The 14704-nt window shown below is 38.2% G+C and carries 12 protein-coding genes; 1 reads left to right on the forward strand and 11 read right to left on the reverse strand.

Annotated features, from left to right (window positions below; all coding sequences use genetic code 11):
* Positions 1-57 precede the first annotated feature (57 nt).
* From IGJ11_RS11865 to IGJ11_RS11895, 7 genes are all read right to left on the reverse strand, one after another.
* Positions 58-1371 (reverse strand): NCS2 family permease, encoded by a 1314-nt coding sequence (locus tag IGJ11_RS11865; protein WP_010737017.1) that lies wholly within the window; start codon positions 1369-1371, stop codon positions 58-60.
* 229 nt (positions 1372-1600) lie between these two features.
* Positions 1601-1861, reverse strand: coding sequence for a hypothetical protein (locus IGJ11_RS11870; RefSeq protein WP_207432613.1), 261 nt, complete (start codon positions 1859-1861; stop codon positions 1601-1603).
* Between the two features lie 102 nt (positions 1862-1963).
* On the reverse strand, positions 1964-2320 hold the full coding sequence (locus IGJ11_RS11875) for a VOC family protein (protein WP_010720978.1): 357 nt from the start codon (positions 2318-2320) through the stop codon (positions 1964-1966).
* Between the two features lie 288 nt (positions 2321-2608).
* On the reverse strand, positions 2609-3319 hold the full coding sequence (locus IGJ11_RS11880; RefSeq protein WP_207432610.1) for a B3/B4 domain-containing protein: 711 nt from the start codon (positions 3317-3319) through the stop codon (positions 2609-2611).
* Between the two features lie 13 nt (positions 3320-3332).
* Complete coding sequence (locus IGJ11_RS11885) at positions 3333-3857, reverse strand: GNAT family N-acetyltransferase (RefSeq protein WP_010737014.1); 525 nt, start codon at positions 3855-3857, stop codon at positions 3333-3335.
* A 13-nt stretch (positions 3858-3870) separates the two neighbouring features.
* On the reverse strand, positions 3871-4323 hold the full coding sequence (locus tag IGJ11_RS11890) for a MarR family winged helix-turn-helix transcriptional regulator (protein WP_053766210.1): 453 nt from the start codon (positions 4321-4323) through the stop codon (positions 3871-3873).
* Between the two features lie 96 nt (positions 4324-4419).
* Positions 4420-5019, reverse strand: coding sequence for an NUDIX hydrolase (locus tag IGJ11_RS11895; protein ID WP_010737012.1), 600 nt, complete (start codon positions 5017-5019; stop codon positions 4420-4422).
* Between the two features lie 256 nt (positions 5020-5275).
* Between IGJ11_RS11895 and IGJ11_RS11900 the strand changes: the two genes are divergently transcribed.
* A complete protein-coding gene (locus IGJ11_RS11900; RefSeq protein ID WP_010720983.1) occupies positions 5276-6730 on the forward strand; it encodes a helix-turn-helix domain-containing protein in 1455 nt (484 codons plus the stop codon).
* Positions 6731-6867: 137 nt separating this feature from the next.
* On the opposite strand, the gene IGJ11_RS11905 is transcribed toward IGJ11_RS11900, so the two are convergent.
* The 4 genes from IGJ11_RS11905 to tdc all read right to left on the reverse strand — a co-directional run bounded on the left by IGJ11_RS11905 (position 6868) and on the right by tdc (position 14435).
* Positions 6868-9411 (reverse strand): HAD-IC family P-type ATPase, encoded by a 2544-nt coding sequence (locus IGJ11_RS11905; protein WP_207432608.1) that lies wholly within the window; start codon positions 9409-9411, stop codon positions 6868-6870.
* A gap of 109 nt (positions 9412-9520) precedes the next feature.
* Positions 9521-10840, reverse strand: coding sequence for an amino acid permease (locus IGJ11_RS11910; RefSeq protein WP_178287120.1), 1320 nt, complete (start codon positions 10838-10840; stop codon positions 9521-9523).
* 16 nt (positions 10841-10856) lie between these two features.
* On the reverse strand, positions 10857-12287 hold the full coding sequence (locus IGJ11_RS11915) for an amino acid permease (protein ID WP_063627606.1): 1431 nt from the start codon (positions 12285-12287) through the stop codon (positions 10857-10859).
* 315 nt (positions 12288-12602) lie between these two features.
* Complete coding sequence (gene tdc / locus IGJ11_RS11920; protein ID WP_010720987.1) at positions 12603-14435, reverse strand: tyrosine decarboxylase; 1833 nt, start codon at positions 14433-14435, stop codon at positions 12603-12605.
* Positions 14436-14704 lie beyond the last annotated feature (269 nt).

A 14704-nucleotide genomic window follows, 5' to 3' on the forward strand; every position in this document is an offset into this window, starting at 1 on the left:
CATTTGCCAAGGTTCTTTTACTTGTCACACATCAAAAAATTAATCAACTAAATCAAGTTAACTAATGTTCAGTATCCACATGAAGCCAATAAAGACAAAGAATAACAGATACATGATCGGTGATACTTCTTTTCCGCGTTTTGCTGCGATCATAGTAATTGGATAGAAGATAAATCCTAATGCGATCCCATCAGAAATACTGTAAGTTAACGGCATACCGATCAAGATCAAGAAAGCTGGAATGGCGATCTCTAACTTTCCCCATTCGATTTGACGCAACGATTGTGCCATCAATACACCGACAATGATCAGTGCTGGTGCTGTTACTTGTGAAGTCACTACTGATAGCAACGGTGAAAAGAATAATCCGAATAGGAATAAGATCCCGGTCGTCACTGCAGTGATCCCAGAACGTCCGCCAACAGCGATTCCGGCAGAAGATTCAACGAAAGCTCCAACTGGAGAAGTTCCTAATAAAGAACCTGCAAGCATAGCGGTTGAATCAGAAGCTAAAGCTTTCCCGACACGAGGCATTTTGTTATCTTTCATAAAACCAGCTTGATTAGCTAAACCAACTAACGTTCCTGCTGTATCAAAGAACGTAACTAATAAAAAGGTTAATACGACTACCCACATTTGTAGTGAGTTGATGTCTCCGATATGTTTCAATGCAACTAAGAATGTTGGCTTTAAACTTGGTGCAGCCGAAACTAATTGAGAAGGCATAGGAATAAGTCCAGTCACTAATCCAAGAATCGTGCTAGCTACCATCCCGATAAAAATACCTCCTGGAACACGTCTTATCAATAAGATCGCTGTCACAACTAAGCCAAAAATCGTCAACCATGTTGAACCTACGCTTAGTGAACCTAACCCCACTAATGTAGATTCATTTGAAACGATGACTCCTCCCTCATTTAAGCCAAGGAAAGCAATAAATAAACCAATCCCACCTGAGATCGCATATTTTAAATCAGCTGGAATTGCATCAATGATCATTTCACGTAATTTGAAAATCGTGATCAAAATAAAAATCAAAGAAGCAACAAACACGCCTGCTAAAGCTGTTTCCCAAGGAATCCCCATTCCCAAACAAACGGAATAAGCAAAAAAGGCATTAATCCCTAATGCTGGCGCAGTACCAATCGGGTAACGTGCTAAGACCCCCATTAAAATACAGCCGATCGCACTTGCTAATGCTGTAGCCGTAAACACCGCACCTTCGTCCATTCCTGATGCGCCTAAAACTGTTGGATTGACAAATAAGATATACGCCATTGAAATAAATGTTGTAAAGCCTGCAAGTATTTCTCTTCTGACGGTGGTACCTAATTTTTCAATCTCGAAGTAGGAAAGTAGTTTTTCCTTCATCTTTCATCCCCCTAAAACCGAACATTTATAAAAAAGTCCCTCAAAATTTTGAATTATTTAAAAACAACGTGTTTAATCATATACTAAATCAGAACATAAGTAAACAAAAAAGTCGGATTTTAAGCAAAATCCGAACTTTAAGTTTTTTTGATCGTTATGTACTGATTTAACAGTTTTTTTAATAGAAAAGGAGCATTTCAAACAAAATAGCGTACCAAATCGGTTTGCTTTAGCTATTTTTTAGCTGCTCTTTTCCGATGCGTTTTTGTTCTTCAGCAATGAATCCCTTGATGTCACTTTCTGCCGAAAAATATTTACTAATTTCACTAGAATGAGTCAACGAATTCAAGCCGCCATATCCTGTATCTACCATTTTCCCCCAACCTTTTGTTGGCTTTTTCCCTGTCTTCAAGTTTTTCAGACGGATTTTTTCACTTTTTTCTTCTCGTCGTCTCTGTGAATATTCTTCCATTTTTGCGATTAGATTCATGACAGTCTCTCCTTTCCTTCAAAAATTTGTTATTCATTTATTTAAATTCCTTGTCCTGTGCATCTCCTTTTCAAACACCAGGACCTCTTCTGATTTCAAACATTACAACTTACCGATCACAAAATAGTTTCCTTCTGGATCAGAAAAGTTGAACGTCTCTACGCCATTGTTCTCCATGATTTCACCAGCATTCTCTATTTTTTGATAGATCTCCTCAAATTGATCCGTAAAGAAAATGATCGAAGGAGTCGTACCTAACACTTCTGGCGAAAATCGTTGGACAAAAACTTTTGGAAAAATCCCTAATTCAAATTCTGGTGAAAGTTGCACGATCGTACTTTGAAATTCTTCTGGTAACTCAATCGTTTCACTAACTGTTGCGCCTAGAGTTTCGACAAAAAATTGACTAAGCACTTCAACATTTTCTGCATAAAGCATGACTCTGGTTTTACCGATCATCTCTGATCCTCCTTTGATGGTGTTGATCCTTTTCATTAAGTATATCATGAAAGCGGATAATCAAAGAATTCTCGGTTTAAGAATCGAAAAATCCGACAAGATTTGACAGACTGTGACGATTCTTTGTCAGTTTGTCTTGTTTTGATAAGATTTGATGGCACAACAGCGAAACGAAACCATTCAAAACTACACTCGTTAGAGAAAATAAGATCACATAGAAAAATCCCTCGTTTTTCTATGTGATCTTATTGGTGGAGCTACTTTTCATTCCTACGTTTCGTTCCTACTTCAAATGTTCATTTCTGGATGTTCCATTGTTAGCGTAAATGTTTTCCCTTCTACGCCAAATGTTTGTTCCACGCGTTTTTTCAATTCTGTCATTGCTTTTGCGCCACGTGATGCTTGCTCTTTTGTGACTGATTCAATAATCAAAATGGCTTTAGTCGTGTCTTCCGTCAACATTGTCCGTTGCGCTTCTCGCCAGTTGAAACTGCGACAGATTGCTCCTTCGTTATCGTAATAAATGATTTCTTCTGGTAAAGCTGGTGCATCAGCTTCTGCTCCTAGAGGTAAAAAACTTTCACCACCATGAGCTTTTCCTAGATGAAGATCCCCTTTGATTTTTTCTTGATCTTCTCCTCCACATGGCACACCAAATGTTAGAGAAATACTGTTATAGATATCGACTAATGGGTTGATAGGGAAAAATTCACGTTCTTGGCTGGCTCTTTTTAATAACGCTTCAATTGATGAACGGGCTCCTTTTTTGGTTTTAAAACGTGAAAAAGCTTGACGCCATTGGGCAATGACTTCATTTTGACTGAATGTTTCTTCTGTCAAATATCCTCTTGCTTCTTTCGCTGCATCATTCAATAGTTGATGGAATTGTTCTTCTTTGGCTTTATCTACATGATTATCGATACCTTCGACTACCAAAACTTCAATTGTTGCTTCTGGAAAGACTTCCCAAAAATTTTGTTCTGCGATGATTTTTTCCATGTTTCTGCTCCTTTTATTTCTGTAAATTTTTGACATATAGATAATCTGTCTGAGCATCATCTCCCATATAAAAAATATGTTGGCTATGATGTTGGAATCCATGTTTTCTATAAAAAGCTAAGGCAGGATAGTTATGTTCCCATACTCCTAACCAAATCGCCTCTTTTTGTTTTTCTTGCGCTTTTTGCACAGCAAATTCGATCAATCTAGATCCAATCCCTTTAGATTTAAATGGCGATCGGACATAAATACGTTCAATCTCTAAAAATCCTTCTCCCATTGCTTCTGTTTGTGCTTGCCCTATATTTAATTTTAGATAGCCAGCAATCCGGTCATCTAGTACTGCCCAATAAAATTCTGACTGTTCCTCTTGTAGTTCTCGCCTCAATTTATCGAGCGCATAAGCTTCATCCAAATAGGTCGTCATCAATTCTTCACTGTTGTGTTCACCAAAGGTAGCTTGATAGGTCTCGATACTAATTGCCTGTAATTTTTCTACTTCCGTTTCTTTGATCCCTACGATTTCGATTGTTTTCACCGCTCCAGTCCTTTCAATAAATTCTTTTGTTTCCTTTTTTTATATAATGCCAATCTTCACTCACATTTTTCCGAACTTTTTGCAAAAGTGTGTGTAATTGCAAAACTTCTTGCTGGGATAACCCTTTGACAGCTACTTGATTGGAATAATGATGCTCTCGAAGGATAAACGGATAGACTTTTTTTCCACGATCCGTTGGGTAAAGTTTTTTTATCTTTTTATTGTTTTTATCTGGCATGCTTTTTATCAGGTCTTTTGCTATCAATTTTTTCACCGCACGTGCCGTTGTTGTTCGGTCAACGTTGATCATCTCAGCTAACTTTTCTTGAATAATGCCAGGATGTTCACAGATTCGTACTAAATACAGGTATTGTCCTCTTGTCAAATCAACTTCTTGAAACTCAATGTTACTAATCGAGTCCAAGGCACGGGCAATTGCTCCAATCTCTCGAATGATTTCGTCCATTTTAGCCCTCCCTTACCTAGCTTTAGTATGATTTTACTCTTTTTTATTGCATTTGCAACAAAAAATCACTAAAAATAAAAAAACTACCTTCCCTGATCAATCGCAATAAGGCAAGGTAGCTTTTTCTAAAATCAATAGTTGCTCTTTGGTCGTACGTTTCAGCGAGAGTTTTGGTAAATCATTTAAATGGAAGAATTTCATATTAGAAGTTTCATGGTTTGCCACAAACGTACCTGACAAGATAGCGCAAGAAAAAACAATTTTATAGTACTGAAAGGCTTGAGGGATGTCTGTGCGCAGATTCGTATCAAATATCGCTAATAATTGACCTACTTCTACCTCTAACCCAGTTTCTTCTTTGACTTCTTTACGTATATTTTCTTTAGGAGACAAACCAACTTCTGCAAATCCTCCTGGTAATGACCATTCTTGTGTTTTTGTATCTTCGATCAATAGAATCTTCTCGTCTTGTTTGATCCATGCACGTACGTCAACTTTTGGTGTTGGATATCCTTCATGCGCTTCTATTAGGCTTGTCCATTCTTCCTTTGTTTCCAATCCCACTTCACTCAGCAGCTTCAACGAGATTTCTTGCAGCTCTTCATATCGTTCTTTGTCAAACACGTCTTTCCCATAAAGCAATCCAGCTTGAGCAATCGCTAGTAAGCGGCGATAATCGTTTAGTCTGTTTTCCATTCTACTCACTCCTCTCACATAACTATCTTTTTACTTATTTTAGTATAAGTCAAATTTTTTAGCTAACTTCTACTTTAAATAAACGACGGCTGATTGAAGTAAAAAAATCCAAAAAACTCATCCTTTATTTGATATTGTGCCTTTTTTCATTATACTAATGGTAAGCGCTATCTAAAATAATCAGGTTTCATTATGAAGATACGGCGAAACGAGTGTTTTCCTCACTTGTCATACTTAACAAAGAAAGGTTGATCCAATGTATTCTTTAATGAAAAAAATCATTACTGAAAAAGATATCAAACGCCAAGTCTCTTTAGTGGAACTATTACTGAATCACTCGCAAATAACTGTGAACGAATTGGCCGAAGCTGTCAATACCACAGAGCGTACGATTTTTTCTGATCTTCAAACAATCAAAACTCAATTACCTAAAGGCTGGCTAATCAATAGTGACCAATCAGGGATTCAACTAAAAAACGAACAGAATCTCCTGACAAATGAACTGTGGGAAATTTTTCTGACACAGTCGATCAGTGTCCAATTATTGAAAGAATTATTAACGATTAAAGAAGTCGCTACCCCCACCTTTTTAGCACGTAACGGCTTGTCTTATGAAACATTGAATCGTCATGTCAAAAAATTGAATCAACAATTAGTCGTCTACGAATTACAGATTGAACAAAACCGCCACCGTTTGTCGTTTTCAGGTGAAGAAGAAACCATTCGGCTATTTTATCATCGGTTACTTATGCCGTTTACTCATAACAACTATTTCTTCGAGGATTACTCGATCCATGAATCTCACTACTTCCGATTTCTCAAACGTTTACGACAAGCTGAGTTAGCTGTTGACACCGAAGAGGTATTTGGGATTTGTTGGTTTTTTATCAACACGATTCGGATCAAAGCTGGTTGTCGAATCCCGACTTCATTGTTTTCTACCCAGGATCAATTATTTTTACTCTATGCTCCTGAATTAGAAAAACTGTACCGAACTGAAGGGGTCTATCTTAAAGATAAAGAAGCAGCGTTTGCTTTTTCCTGTTTTCTTGACAGCTGGAACTATAACAACTCTTACCCGCCTATGATCTTGGATATTTTACACCGTCACCCTGCAGAAACAAACATTCGTGAATTTGTAAATCGTCTATCAGAAAGCTTAGCTATCAAAGAGTTAGAACAAACAAACTTACCGGAAAATTTGATTTTACTACTCCTGAAATACTATGAATCACCGTTATTGATCGAACAAACAACCAAGCAATATCACTATTATTTAAAAGAATATGAACAAGAATACCCAGAGTTATATCCTCATAAATTCGCTTTGTTGCAACAAGTTAAAGAATCGACGAGCATGGTCAAAAAGGTCACCAATGAGACTTATTTCTTTTATTTACTTTCTTTATTGATCCAACAGACACTTTTAGCCGTGCAGCCGTATCAAGCAACGATTTATTTTATTTTTCAAGGGGAACCTTCATGGAAAGCTTTTTTGCAACAAGAATTAAATGCTTATTTAGGCAAACGAGTGATCTTGGAGCCAATTGAATTGAGTCAATTGTCAGATATCACTATCAAGAAAAATGATTTATTAGTTTCAAATATTCCGATCGATACGCCGCCAATGCCTGTCATTTATCTTTCAACGATCCCGACAAAAAATGAATTGGATCGTTTAAGTGACTTATCGTTGCGATCGTATTTGTAACTCACACTTAGTTTTTTTATGCTCTGTCTTAACATCGATCAATGATCAAGTAACTAACAAAAGCTTATAAATGTCTATTTGGTAATGGCCAAAGAGTACGTTTATAAGCTTTTATTTCCTGTTTGTGGTGGTACTTTTTACGTGGGTAACTCAGCATTTCGTTTTTTTGCGATCATCTTACTGATCCGCTTTTCGATCTCAACGATTACAAAAAGTAATAGAATATTTAGTAAGATCGGTAGTTGCTCTGTCAGGGAAAGACTTGTTGTCCCAATTAGCTGTTGTGCGATCGGTAAGTAAATCACTCCTGCTTGTAAGAGAATCAACATTCCGAGTGACAAGAACAACGCTTTGTTTTCAAATAAACTTCGATTCAATGAAGGATCAAGTAACTCGCGGCAATTGATCATATACACAGCTTGAGCAGCTACGATATTTTGTAAGAGCATGGTTTGTTGGAGCGCTTGTCCTTCAAAGCTCATTGCTAGTAAATAAGCAGGAATCATGATCAGCAATGACACATAAAAGATTCGAAACACACTGTAGCGGGTGAGAATCCCTTGCTTTGGATCTCTCGGTGAGCGACTCATCGTATCCTTACCAGCTTTTTCAAATCCTAAAGCATAGGATAACGTGATCGTAGTAACCATGTTCACCCATAAAATTTGGACAGGTGTCAGTGGTAACGGCTGGTTAACGAGTAGTGCCCAAATAATGACCAGTCCTTGGGCTAAAGCTGTTGGTAAGAAAAAATTGATTGTTTTTTGAAGATTGTCGAGAATCCTCCGCCCTTCTTTGACCGCTTTAGCGATCGTATGGAAATTATCATCACCCAATACCATGTCCGCTGCCTGCTTGCTCACTTCACTCCCTTTGATTCCCATAGCGATTCCTACATCAGCACGCTTCAAAGCTGGCGCATCATTCACACCGTCACCCGTCATTCCAACGATTTCTTCATTTTTTTGAAGAGCATCCACGATCCGTAACTTGTGTTCCGGTGTCGTTCGGGCAAATACATCTACTGATTTCACTTGTTTCGCTAGTTCTTCATCTGATAAGCGATCAATGTCAATTCCTTCTAACACGTTTTTTGTGTGTTTGAGACCGATTTGTTCAGCAATTGCCTGCGCAGTGTCTTTATGGTCTCCTGTGATCATTTTCACCGAGATCCCTGCATTTTGACATTCTTTGACTGCTCGGATCGCACTCTCTTTTGGTGGATCGATAATTCCTGCAATCCCTACAAAGGTCAGTTCATTCAATTGATCATGTCCTAATTCTTGATCAGGAGCAAGTGTCTTATAAGCAAAGCCTAAGACTCGTTGTCCTTTTTGAGCGAGTTTCATCGCTTCCTCTTGCCATTTTCCGACTTGTTTCGGTGTCAAGTTCGCTTTTGCTAGTAATACTTCCGGTGCCCCTTTGACATAAACAATCGCATGTTCCTGTTTGTCATGCATTGTTGCCATGTATTTATAGCTTGAACTAAATGGGATTTTTCCTTTGACTGGCTCCAAAGGTAGTGATGCTTTTGCCGTGTAACGCAGTAAAGCAAGTTCGGTCGGGTTTCCTGTTAATTCGGCCACGTTTTGATTTGCTTTGGTTTGGATCTCTTGGCAGTTTTTCATGATTGCCAACATGGTTTCTTCTTGATCCGTCACTGTTTCGACAACACTCATTTCGTTTTTTGTCAGGGTTCCTGTTTTATCCGAACAAATCACGGTCATAGAGCCAAGGGTTTCCACAGAAGGCAAACCTTTAATAATCGCTTGCTCTTTAGCCATTTCGTTCACACCTAAAGAAAGGATCATCGTGAGTACTGCTGGTAAACCTTCCGGGATCATCGAAACGATCAAAGCAATAATCGTTGAAAATAAGAAGTTCATTTCCAAGCCATATCTAAATGTCGTGAAAAAGAGTAAGAACAAGCTAAGGAAAAGAATCCCACGAAAGATCTGCTTGTTTAGTTGGTTGATTTTTTTAACGAGTGGTGTAGTTTGTTGTTGGACTGATTGTAGTGCCTGATTGATTTTCCCGATTTCAGTGGTATCTCCCGTTTCGATGACCACACCAATCGCAGTCCCTGTTTGAACTAAGGTACCAGAAAATGCCAGATTCTTCTGATCTCCGGTTGAGACGGTTGTCGTCAATCGTTCGCTGGTCTTTTCAACTGCTTCCGACTCCCCCGTCAATGCGGCTTCTTCTACCATGAAGTCATGGACCTCAATCAAGCGAACGTCTGCAGGTACAACATCGCCTGCTTTCAACGCTAACAAATCACCTGGTACTAATTCCTTAGCTGGAACCAATTCTTTGATCCCTTCTGTGAAAATCACCGCGTTCTGTCCTAAAAGTTTTTCTAAGCCGTTTAACGCTTCCTCAGCCTTTCGCTCTTGCCAATAACCAACAAAACTATTGACGAGAACGACTGCCAGAATAATACTTCCTTCAATCACTTCTCCTGTAAAAAATTTTAACAAAGAAGCAACCAATAAGATAATCATCAATAATTCTGTCAAATGCTTCAAAAACTTTCGTAATGGACTAACTTTCTTTTTTACTTCTATATGATTATAGCCGTTTTCTTTTAAACGACTGATACGCTCATCTTGGTTTAGCCCATCTGGAGTCGTTTTGAGTGTCTTCATCACTTCTTGGGCTGTTTCTTTATACCAGACCATCGCAATCCCTCCTCTTTCGGTTGTGATACTTTTATTATAGGTAGGAGAGACTTGATTTAACGTCAATTATTTCAGAGGGCCCTGAAAAAAATAGGGGAAAAATATCGAATCATTTTGGAGCGGTCTGACGAATCCGTTGATAGATCAAGTTCAAGGCACCAAACCAAACAACGGAAACTACGGGAATCACACGAGTAGTTGGTTCAAAAAACAAACTGATTCCTACCAAACCAAAAAAACATAGAATGAGTCGATCTTTCCATTTTTTCAACTGACTTTTCGTTAATTTTAGATGGGCAAATAAAATAGCTGACCAGACAAATAAGAACGAAATCGTGGTCATGCCTGCAAGTAATTGAAATAAAATCCGACTATCTGATACAAAAAAGTGTAAACAAAGTCCTAATAAAAACATGCCTCCAGTAAATAAGATACCGTGCAAGGGCACACCTCGAGAAGATAATGTTAGAAACCATTTTGAAAGATTTTTTTCTTTTGCCGTATTATATAAGATACGACTCGTACTATAAATGGCACTATTCGTGGAAGAAAGGGAAGCAACCAAGATGATCAAGTTGATGACTCCTGCCCCTTTGCTACAATGAATGAACTGTAACATCGTGACCAACGGACTTTCTTTTAAATCTAAAGTTTGCCAAGGAACGACTAACAAAATCGCCACGATCGTTCCAATATAGAAAAAGAGGATACGTGCGGGTAAGCATTGGATCGCTTTTTTAAGGTTTTTCTGTGGATCTGCTGTTTCGCCCACCGTTAAACCGATCATTTCAACTCCGGCAAAACTAAATAAAACCATTGGAAAAGCAGCAACTAAGCCGGTTAGTCCAAATGGAAAAATGGTTTGGAGCTGATCAAAATTTTCTCTGACACCAATTCTTGGTGACTTGAAGTACAAAAAGCAAACGCCAATCCCTAAAAGAATAAATAATAAAATCCCAAAAATCTTGATAGTTGAAAACAAGGATTCCAACTCACCAAACCAACGAACCGCAACTACGTTAATGATCACTAAGGCAATAAGTGCGAAGATCCCACTGATTAAGGGAGAAAGTGCTGGTAACCAAAAGCGGATATATAAACCAATTGCTGTCAATTCGGTCAATCCAGCACCCATCCAACATAACCAATACGTCCAGTTGACTAAAAATGCCCATCGTTCGCCTAAATAGTATTGGATGAAATCGCCGATCGATTGAAACTCATTATTGGATAAAAAGAGCTCACCCATCGCATACATCAACCCATAAATAGCGAGACCGCAAACAAAATAAGTAAGCAAGACAGCAGGTCCCGCCAACTTGATTGCTTTGGCAGAACCTAAGAATAGTCCAGTCCCGATCGCACCTCCTAGCGCAATCATCTGGATATTCCGGTTCGTCAAAGTTTTCTTCATTGTGGTTCTTTCCATCTTACTCACCTTTTCTTTATTCTTGATTCAATTTTTGTTGGACTTCTTGTTCCCATGATGGTTTTCTGATTTTATCAATACATAATGGGGCAATAAATAAGATCAAACTAATCAACGTTACTGCGATAAAGTTGATCAACGTTCCAGCTTGCATCGTCAAGCCTACTGAACAGCCAATTGCTGCAAAAAGAACAAGTACAACGATCCATGCACCTAAATCACCCTTGCCACCTTTTTTACCGATTCTAAATGGTCGGGCAAGTTCAGGTTTGGCTTTTCTTAATTTCAAAATAGCAATCCCCATAATGACATATACAATACAATAAATCACTGTCGTGGAGTTCACTAACATCAGAAATGCCTGATTGACACCTGGTATCAACAAATAAAACAAAGCAAAGATCGAAATAATCGTTGATTGTGTTAAGATCACTGATTTTGACACATCAAATTGGTTCGTTTTCCAAAAATTGAATTTTGGTGGATATGCTCCTTTTCTCGCACTTGCAGTGACTGTTTTGGCTGGTCCTGAAGCCCATGCAGATAATTGGACAGCTACACCTACAAAGACTAATAGACTGAAAATATTAACGATGATATGTGGTAATCCTAGAATCTGACAATAGATTGAGATGGATTGCGCAATATTATTCAACTCCATTTGGCCTTTAGGTACCACATTTGCTACGACTAACGCATTCAACGTATTCACAAAGAAGAGAAAAATCAATGCAGCAAAGATCCCTTTAGTATAAGTTTTTACAGGATTTTTCAAACGGGTGATGTAGACAGAAGACATCTCGATCCCCGTAAAGATAAACATGATTGGTGCAAAGTAAACGAATGATTTCGCTGTTTCGGCATCAGGAATCAATTTAGCCCAAGAAAAATGACCTAATGTTGCATGTGGTTGGATACCGACTTTGATCCATGAAAAAATACCTAAAAGAAGCATAATTGCTAATGGAATATATAGACCTAACCAAACACCGATCTTCCCACCAATTTTAGCCATATCAAATTTCAAATTTAATAATGTAATGATCCAATACACGACTAGAATAACGATCAAAGTAAATTTACTGTTCAACCCTAAAGGAACGTTATCAATCATATTACCCAATAAAGGTGCTAGCGCTGAAGCGACCATTACCATCCCTGGAAACATTTGGACCCATAAAAGCCATGAGACAACAAAGCCCCATTTTCGTCCTAAAGAATTTGAGACCCAGAGTTCTGGTCCACCTTTTTGGGGAAACATCCCAGCAAATTCACCTGAGATCAACGAAATAGGAAAAGCATAAAATAATACCGCTACAAGCATATAGAAAAGCATCGTCCAACCCGTGGCTGCAACATCAGGAATGTTCCGAACACTAGCAACTAAGGCACAAGTCATACCGATGAATGTCAGTGTAGTGATTTGTGAAGTTTTCGAATCTGTCATTGTTATTTTCCTTCTTTCCATCAACACAGAATAAACTATCTAATTTGAACGTTACAGGGGGGAAAAGCTATGAACGAAAAAAATTAATGGCAGTATTTCATTTTGAAAAAGAACTGCTTGCGTTTACCCGATTACTCACTAGTCTTCAACTATCTGAGTTTGACATAATCTTGATCTCTTGAATCGGAAAAGCGTTTGAACATCCACTCTTTCTACTCTGAATACAACAATTCAACGTGCATCATCTATCTTCTTTGATCATAGCTTCCTGTAACACCGTTCTTCACTAGACAGTTTATCGGTTAATTTTTATTGTTATAAGATTTCATTGAGTGTCTTTTCCATGGCTTTGGTAATGCCTTGCGTATAGAACTCGAAAATCTTGTCATCATTAAGATATGGTGTCATAATTGCCGCTCTTAGCAATGTCACTTTTTGTTCTTTTTGCCATTCTTCTTTCGAAAGACCTATCCGTTCAATGAAAGGAAGTGGGGAATCTCCATATTCTTCTTTCATAAAGGTCGTATGTGAAGTAATGAAATGTTCACTATAAACATCCCCTTCCATATAAGAAGAACGATTGAACATTTTTTCATTCAATTCATTGATCGTTTTTAAATCCGTGCATCCTTTGACTTTAAATACCCAATTGACCATATTAAAATCTGGATGATTCAAAGGATAAACTTCAATCGTTTTCCCTTTGATGGTAAAGCTCAATTGTTCTAAAAATGCTCGGAATCGTTGAGCTGCTTCAATCGAGGCACCAATCAATTGACCATAACCAGTAATGTTCAATGGCAATACACGATGAGCAGTCCAAACAGCAGCAGCCGTTGCCCCAGCTTTTGATCCTTCTAAAATATAGGCGCCTAACATGTCCGGTGCTTTTACTGATTTTTCAAAAACATAAGGAGCAAAATAGGAAATAATGTTACGCATTTCTTTGTGTTTGATTACGATACCTCCAGCAGCATAAGGAACATAGCCCATTTTATGCGGATCGATCGTGACCGAATCTGCCTCAGAGATTGCTTTGAACCCATCGTAAACACTTTGATCAATGGAAACATCATAATTAAATACATGATGTTCTTCAAAAAAGTCTGGCAGAGATTCATAAGGTACAAACTCGCCTGCTTCATTTAAGAACAATGCACGTGCATATCCGCCATAAGCTGCGTCAACGTGAAGATAGAAATAAATTCCTTCTTTGTATAATTTTTCTCGCAATTCGACGATTTTATCTACACTATCCACTTGGCCTTCTTCCGTAGTCCCAACGACCGCTACCACACCTAGGACTGGAATTTTTTGTGCGGCTAATTCACGGATCGTTTTTTCTAAAATAGCAACATCCATACGATAATCTTCTTGAACTGGGATAGCGATCATTTGATCTAACCCAATCCCGCAAATGTCTAAAGCTTTCATCCATGAATAATGCTTCGTTTGTGGCACTAACCATTTGCCAAGTTCTTGGAGGTGTTTCCCACTACGAGATGAAGCTGCTTTGACAGCATCTAATTCTTCATCACTGAAGGTTCCAACCATTTCTAAGATTTCTTCGACAGAAAGATTCAATAGTTCCCAATCTGTTTTATCTTTGACTTTTTCAGGATAAACTTCCTTCACTGCAAGGGGAATAGATTTGATACAACGTGCATACCAAAGACCTTCAAGGTTTGCGATCGAGCCATCTGCTGTAATATGGCCCCAGCCACCGGTCATATTGAATAAATCAGCAAAATCTTGCCCTACTTCTGCCTCCATTTGTGAAGTTGCCATAGAAGATTCCAATGCCACATTATTCGGATTCCAAAGCATAGCAAAGTTATAAGCAAGCAAGGCAGGCATCAATGTCTCAGCGTTCATTTGCCCCCAATAACGCCCAGCAGAATGCCAAGGGATTGATCCTGCACGCATCCGTTGACTGACTTCATCCAAGACTTCCACCATATGCTCACGAGTGGCGATATATCGAGGTGCTTGTTTGTCGGCTTCACTAATGGCTGCAACGTCACCAGGAAGATAATTCTCTCTCCAGCCTAAATGTTCATCGACCATCTTGTTCAATTGCATTTTGTAAAATGCGCCATTTTCTGATTTGTCGCCAATAAAGACGGCTTTGATATCCATATCTTTCATGTCTATTACCTCCATATTGTTCTCGTTGGCCAACGATTTTGTAACTGCAGATGAAACCATCCATCTGTATCACACTACTGACTATAGAACAAAAAATGAGATAATTTTTTTTATAACATTGTAAAATAACCCCTTTTTTTAGAAAAAAATAAAGAAAGTCTGATTTTTCAGAATTTTCTACTCATAATAACGAATATTTTATAAAAACATGAGATAAAAAACTGTTGTTTCTTAAGTGTGTTTAAAAATAAATACGTATATTAAAAAAA

This window comes from Enterococcus sp. DIV0691 (assembly GCF_051711145.1).
GTDB lineage: Bacteria > Bacillota > Bacilli > Lactobacillales > Enterococcaceae > Enterococcus_B > Enterococcus_B hirae.

Coding starts and splice junctions, on each gene's coding strand:
- IGJ11_RS11865 (WP_010737017.1), bottom strand. CDS start 1,371: ATGAAGGAAAAACTACTTTCCTACTTCGAGATTGAAAAATTAGGTACC.
- IGJ11_RS11870 (WP_207432613.1), bottom strand. CDS start 1,861: ATGAATCTAATCGCAAAAATGGAAGAATATTCACAGAGACGACGAGAA.
- IGJ11_RS11875 (WP_010720978.1), bottom strand. CDS start 2,320: ATGATCGGTAAAACCAGAGTCATGCTTTATGCAGAAAATGTTGAAGTG.
- IGJ11_RS11880 (WP_207432610.1), bottom strand. CDS start 3,319: ATGGAAAAAATCATCGCAGAACAAAATTTTTGGGAAGTCTTTCCAGAA.
- IGJ11_RS11890 (WP_053766210.1), bottom strand. CDS start 4,323: ATGGACGAAATCATTCGAGAGATTGGAGCAATTGCCCGTGCCTTGGAC.
- IGJ11_RS11895 (WP_010737012.1), bottom strand. CDS start 5,019: ATGGAAAACAGACTAAACGATTATCGCCGCTTACTAGCGATTGCTCAA.
- IGJ11_RS11900 (WP_010720983.1), top strand. CDS start 5,276: ATGTATTCTTTAATGAAAAAAATCATTACTGAAAAAGATATCAAACGC.
- IGJ11_RS11905 (WP_207432608.1), bottom strand. CDS start 9,411: ATGGTCTGGTATAAAGAAACAGCCCAAGAAGTGATGAAGACACTCAAA.
- IGJ11_RS11910 (WP_178287120.1), bottom strand. CDS start 10,840: ATGGAAAGAACCACAATGAAGAAAACTTTGACGAACCGGAATATCCAG.
- IGJ11_RS11915 (WP_063627606.1), bottom strand. CDS start 12,287: ATGACAGATTCGAAAACTTCACAAATCACTACACTGACATTCATCGGT.
- tdc (WP_010720987.1), bottom strand. CDS start 14,435: ATGAAAGATATGGATATCAAAGCCGTCTTTATTGGCGACAAATCAGAA.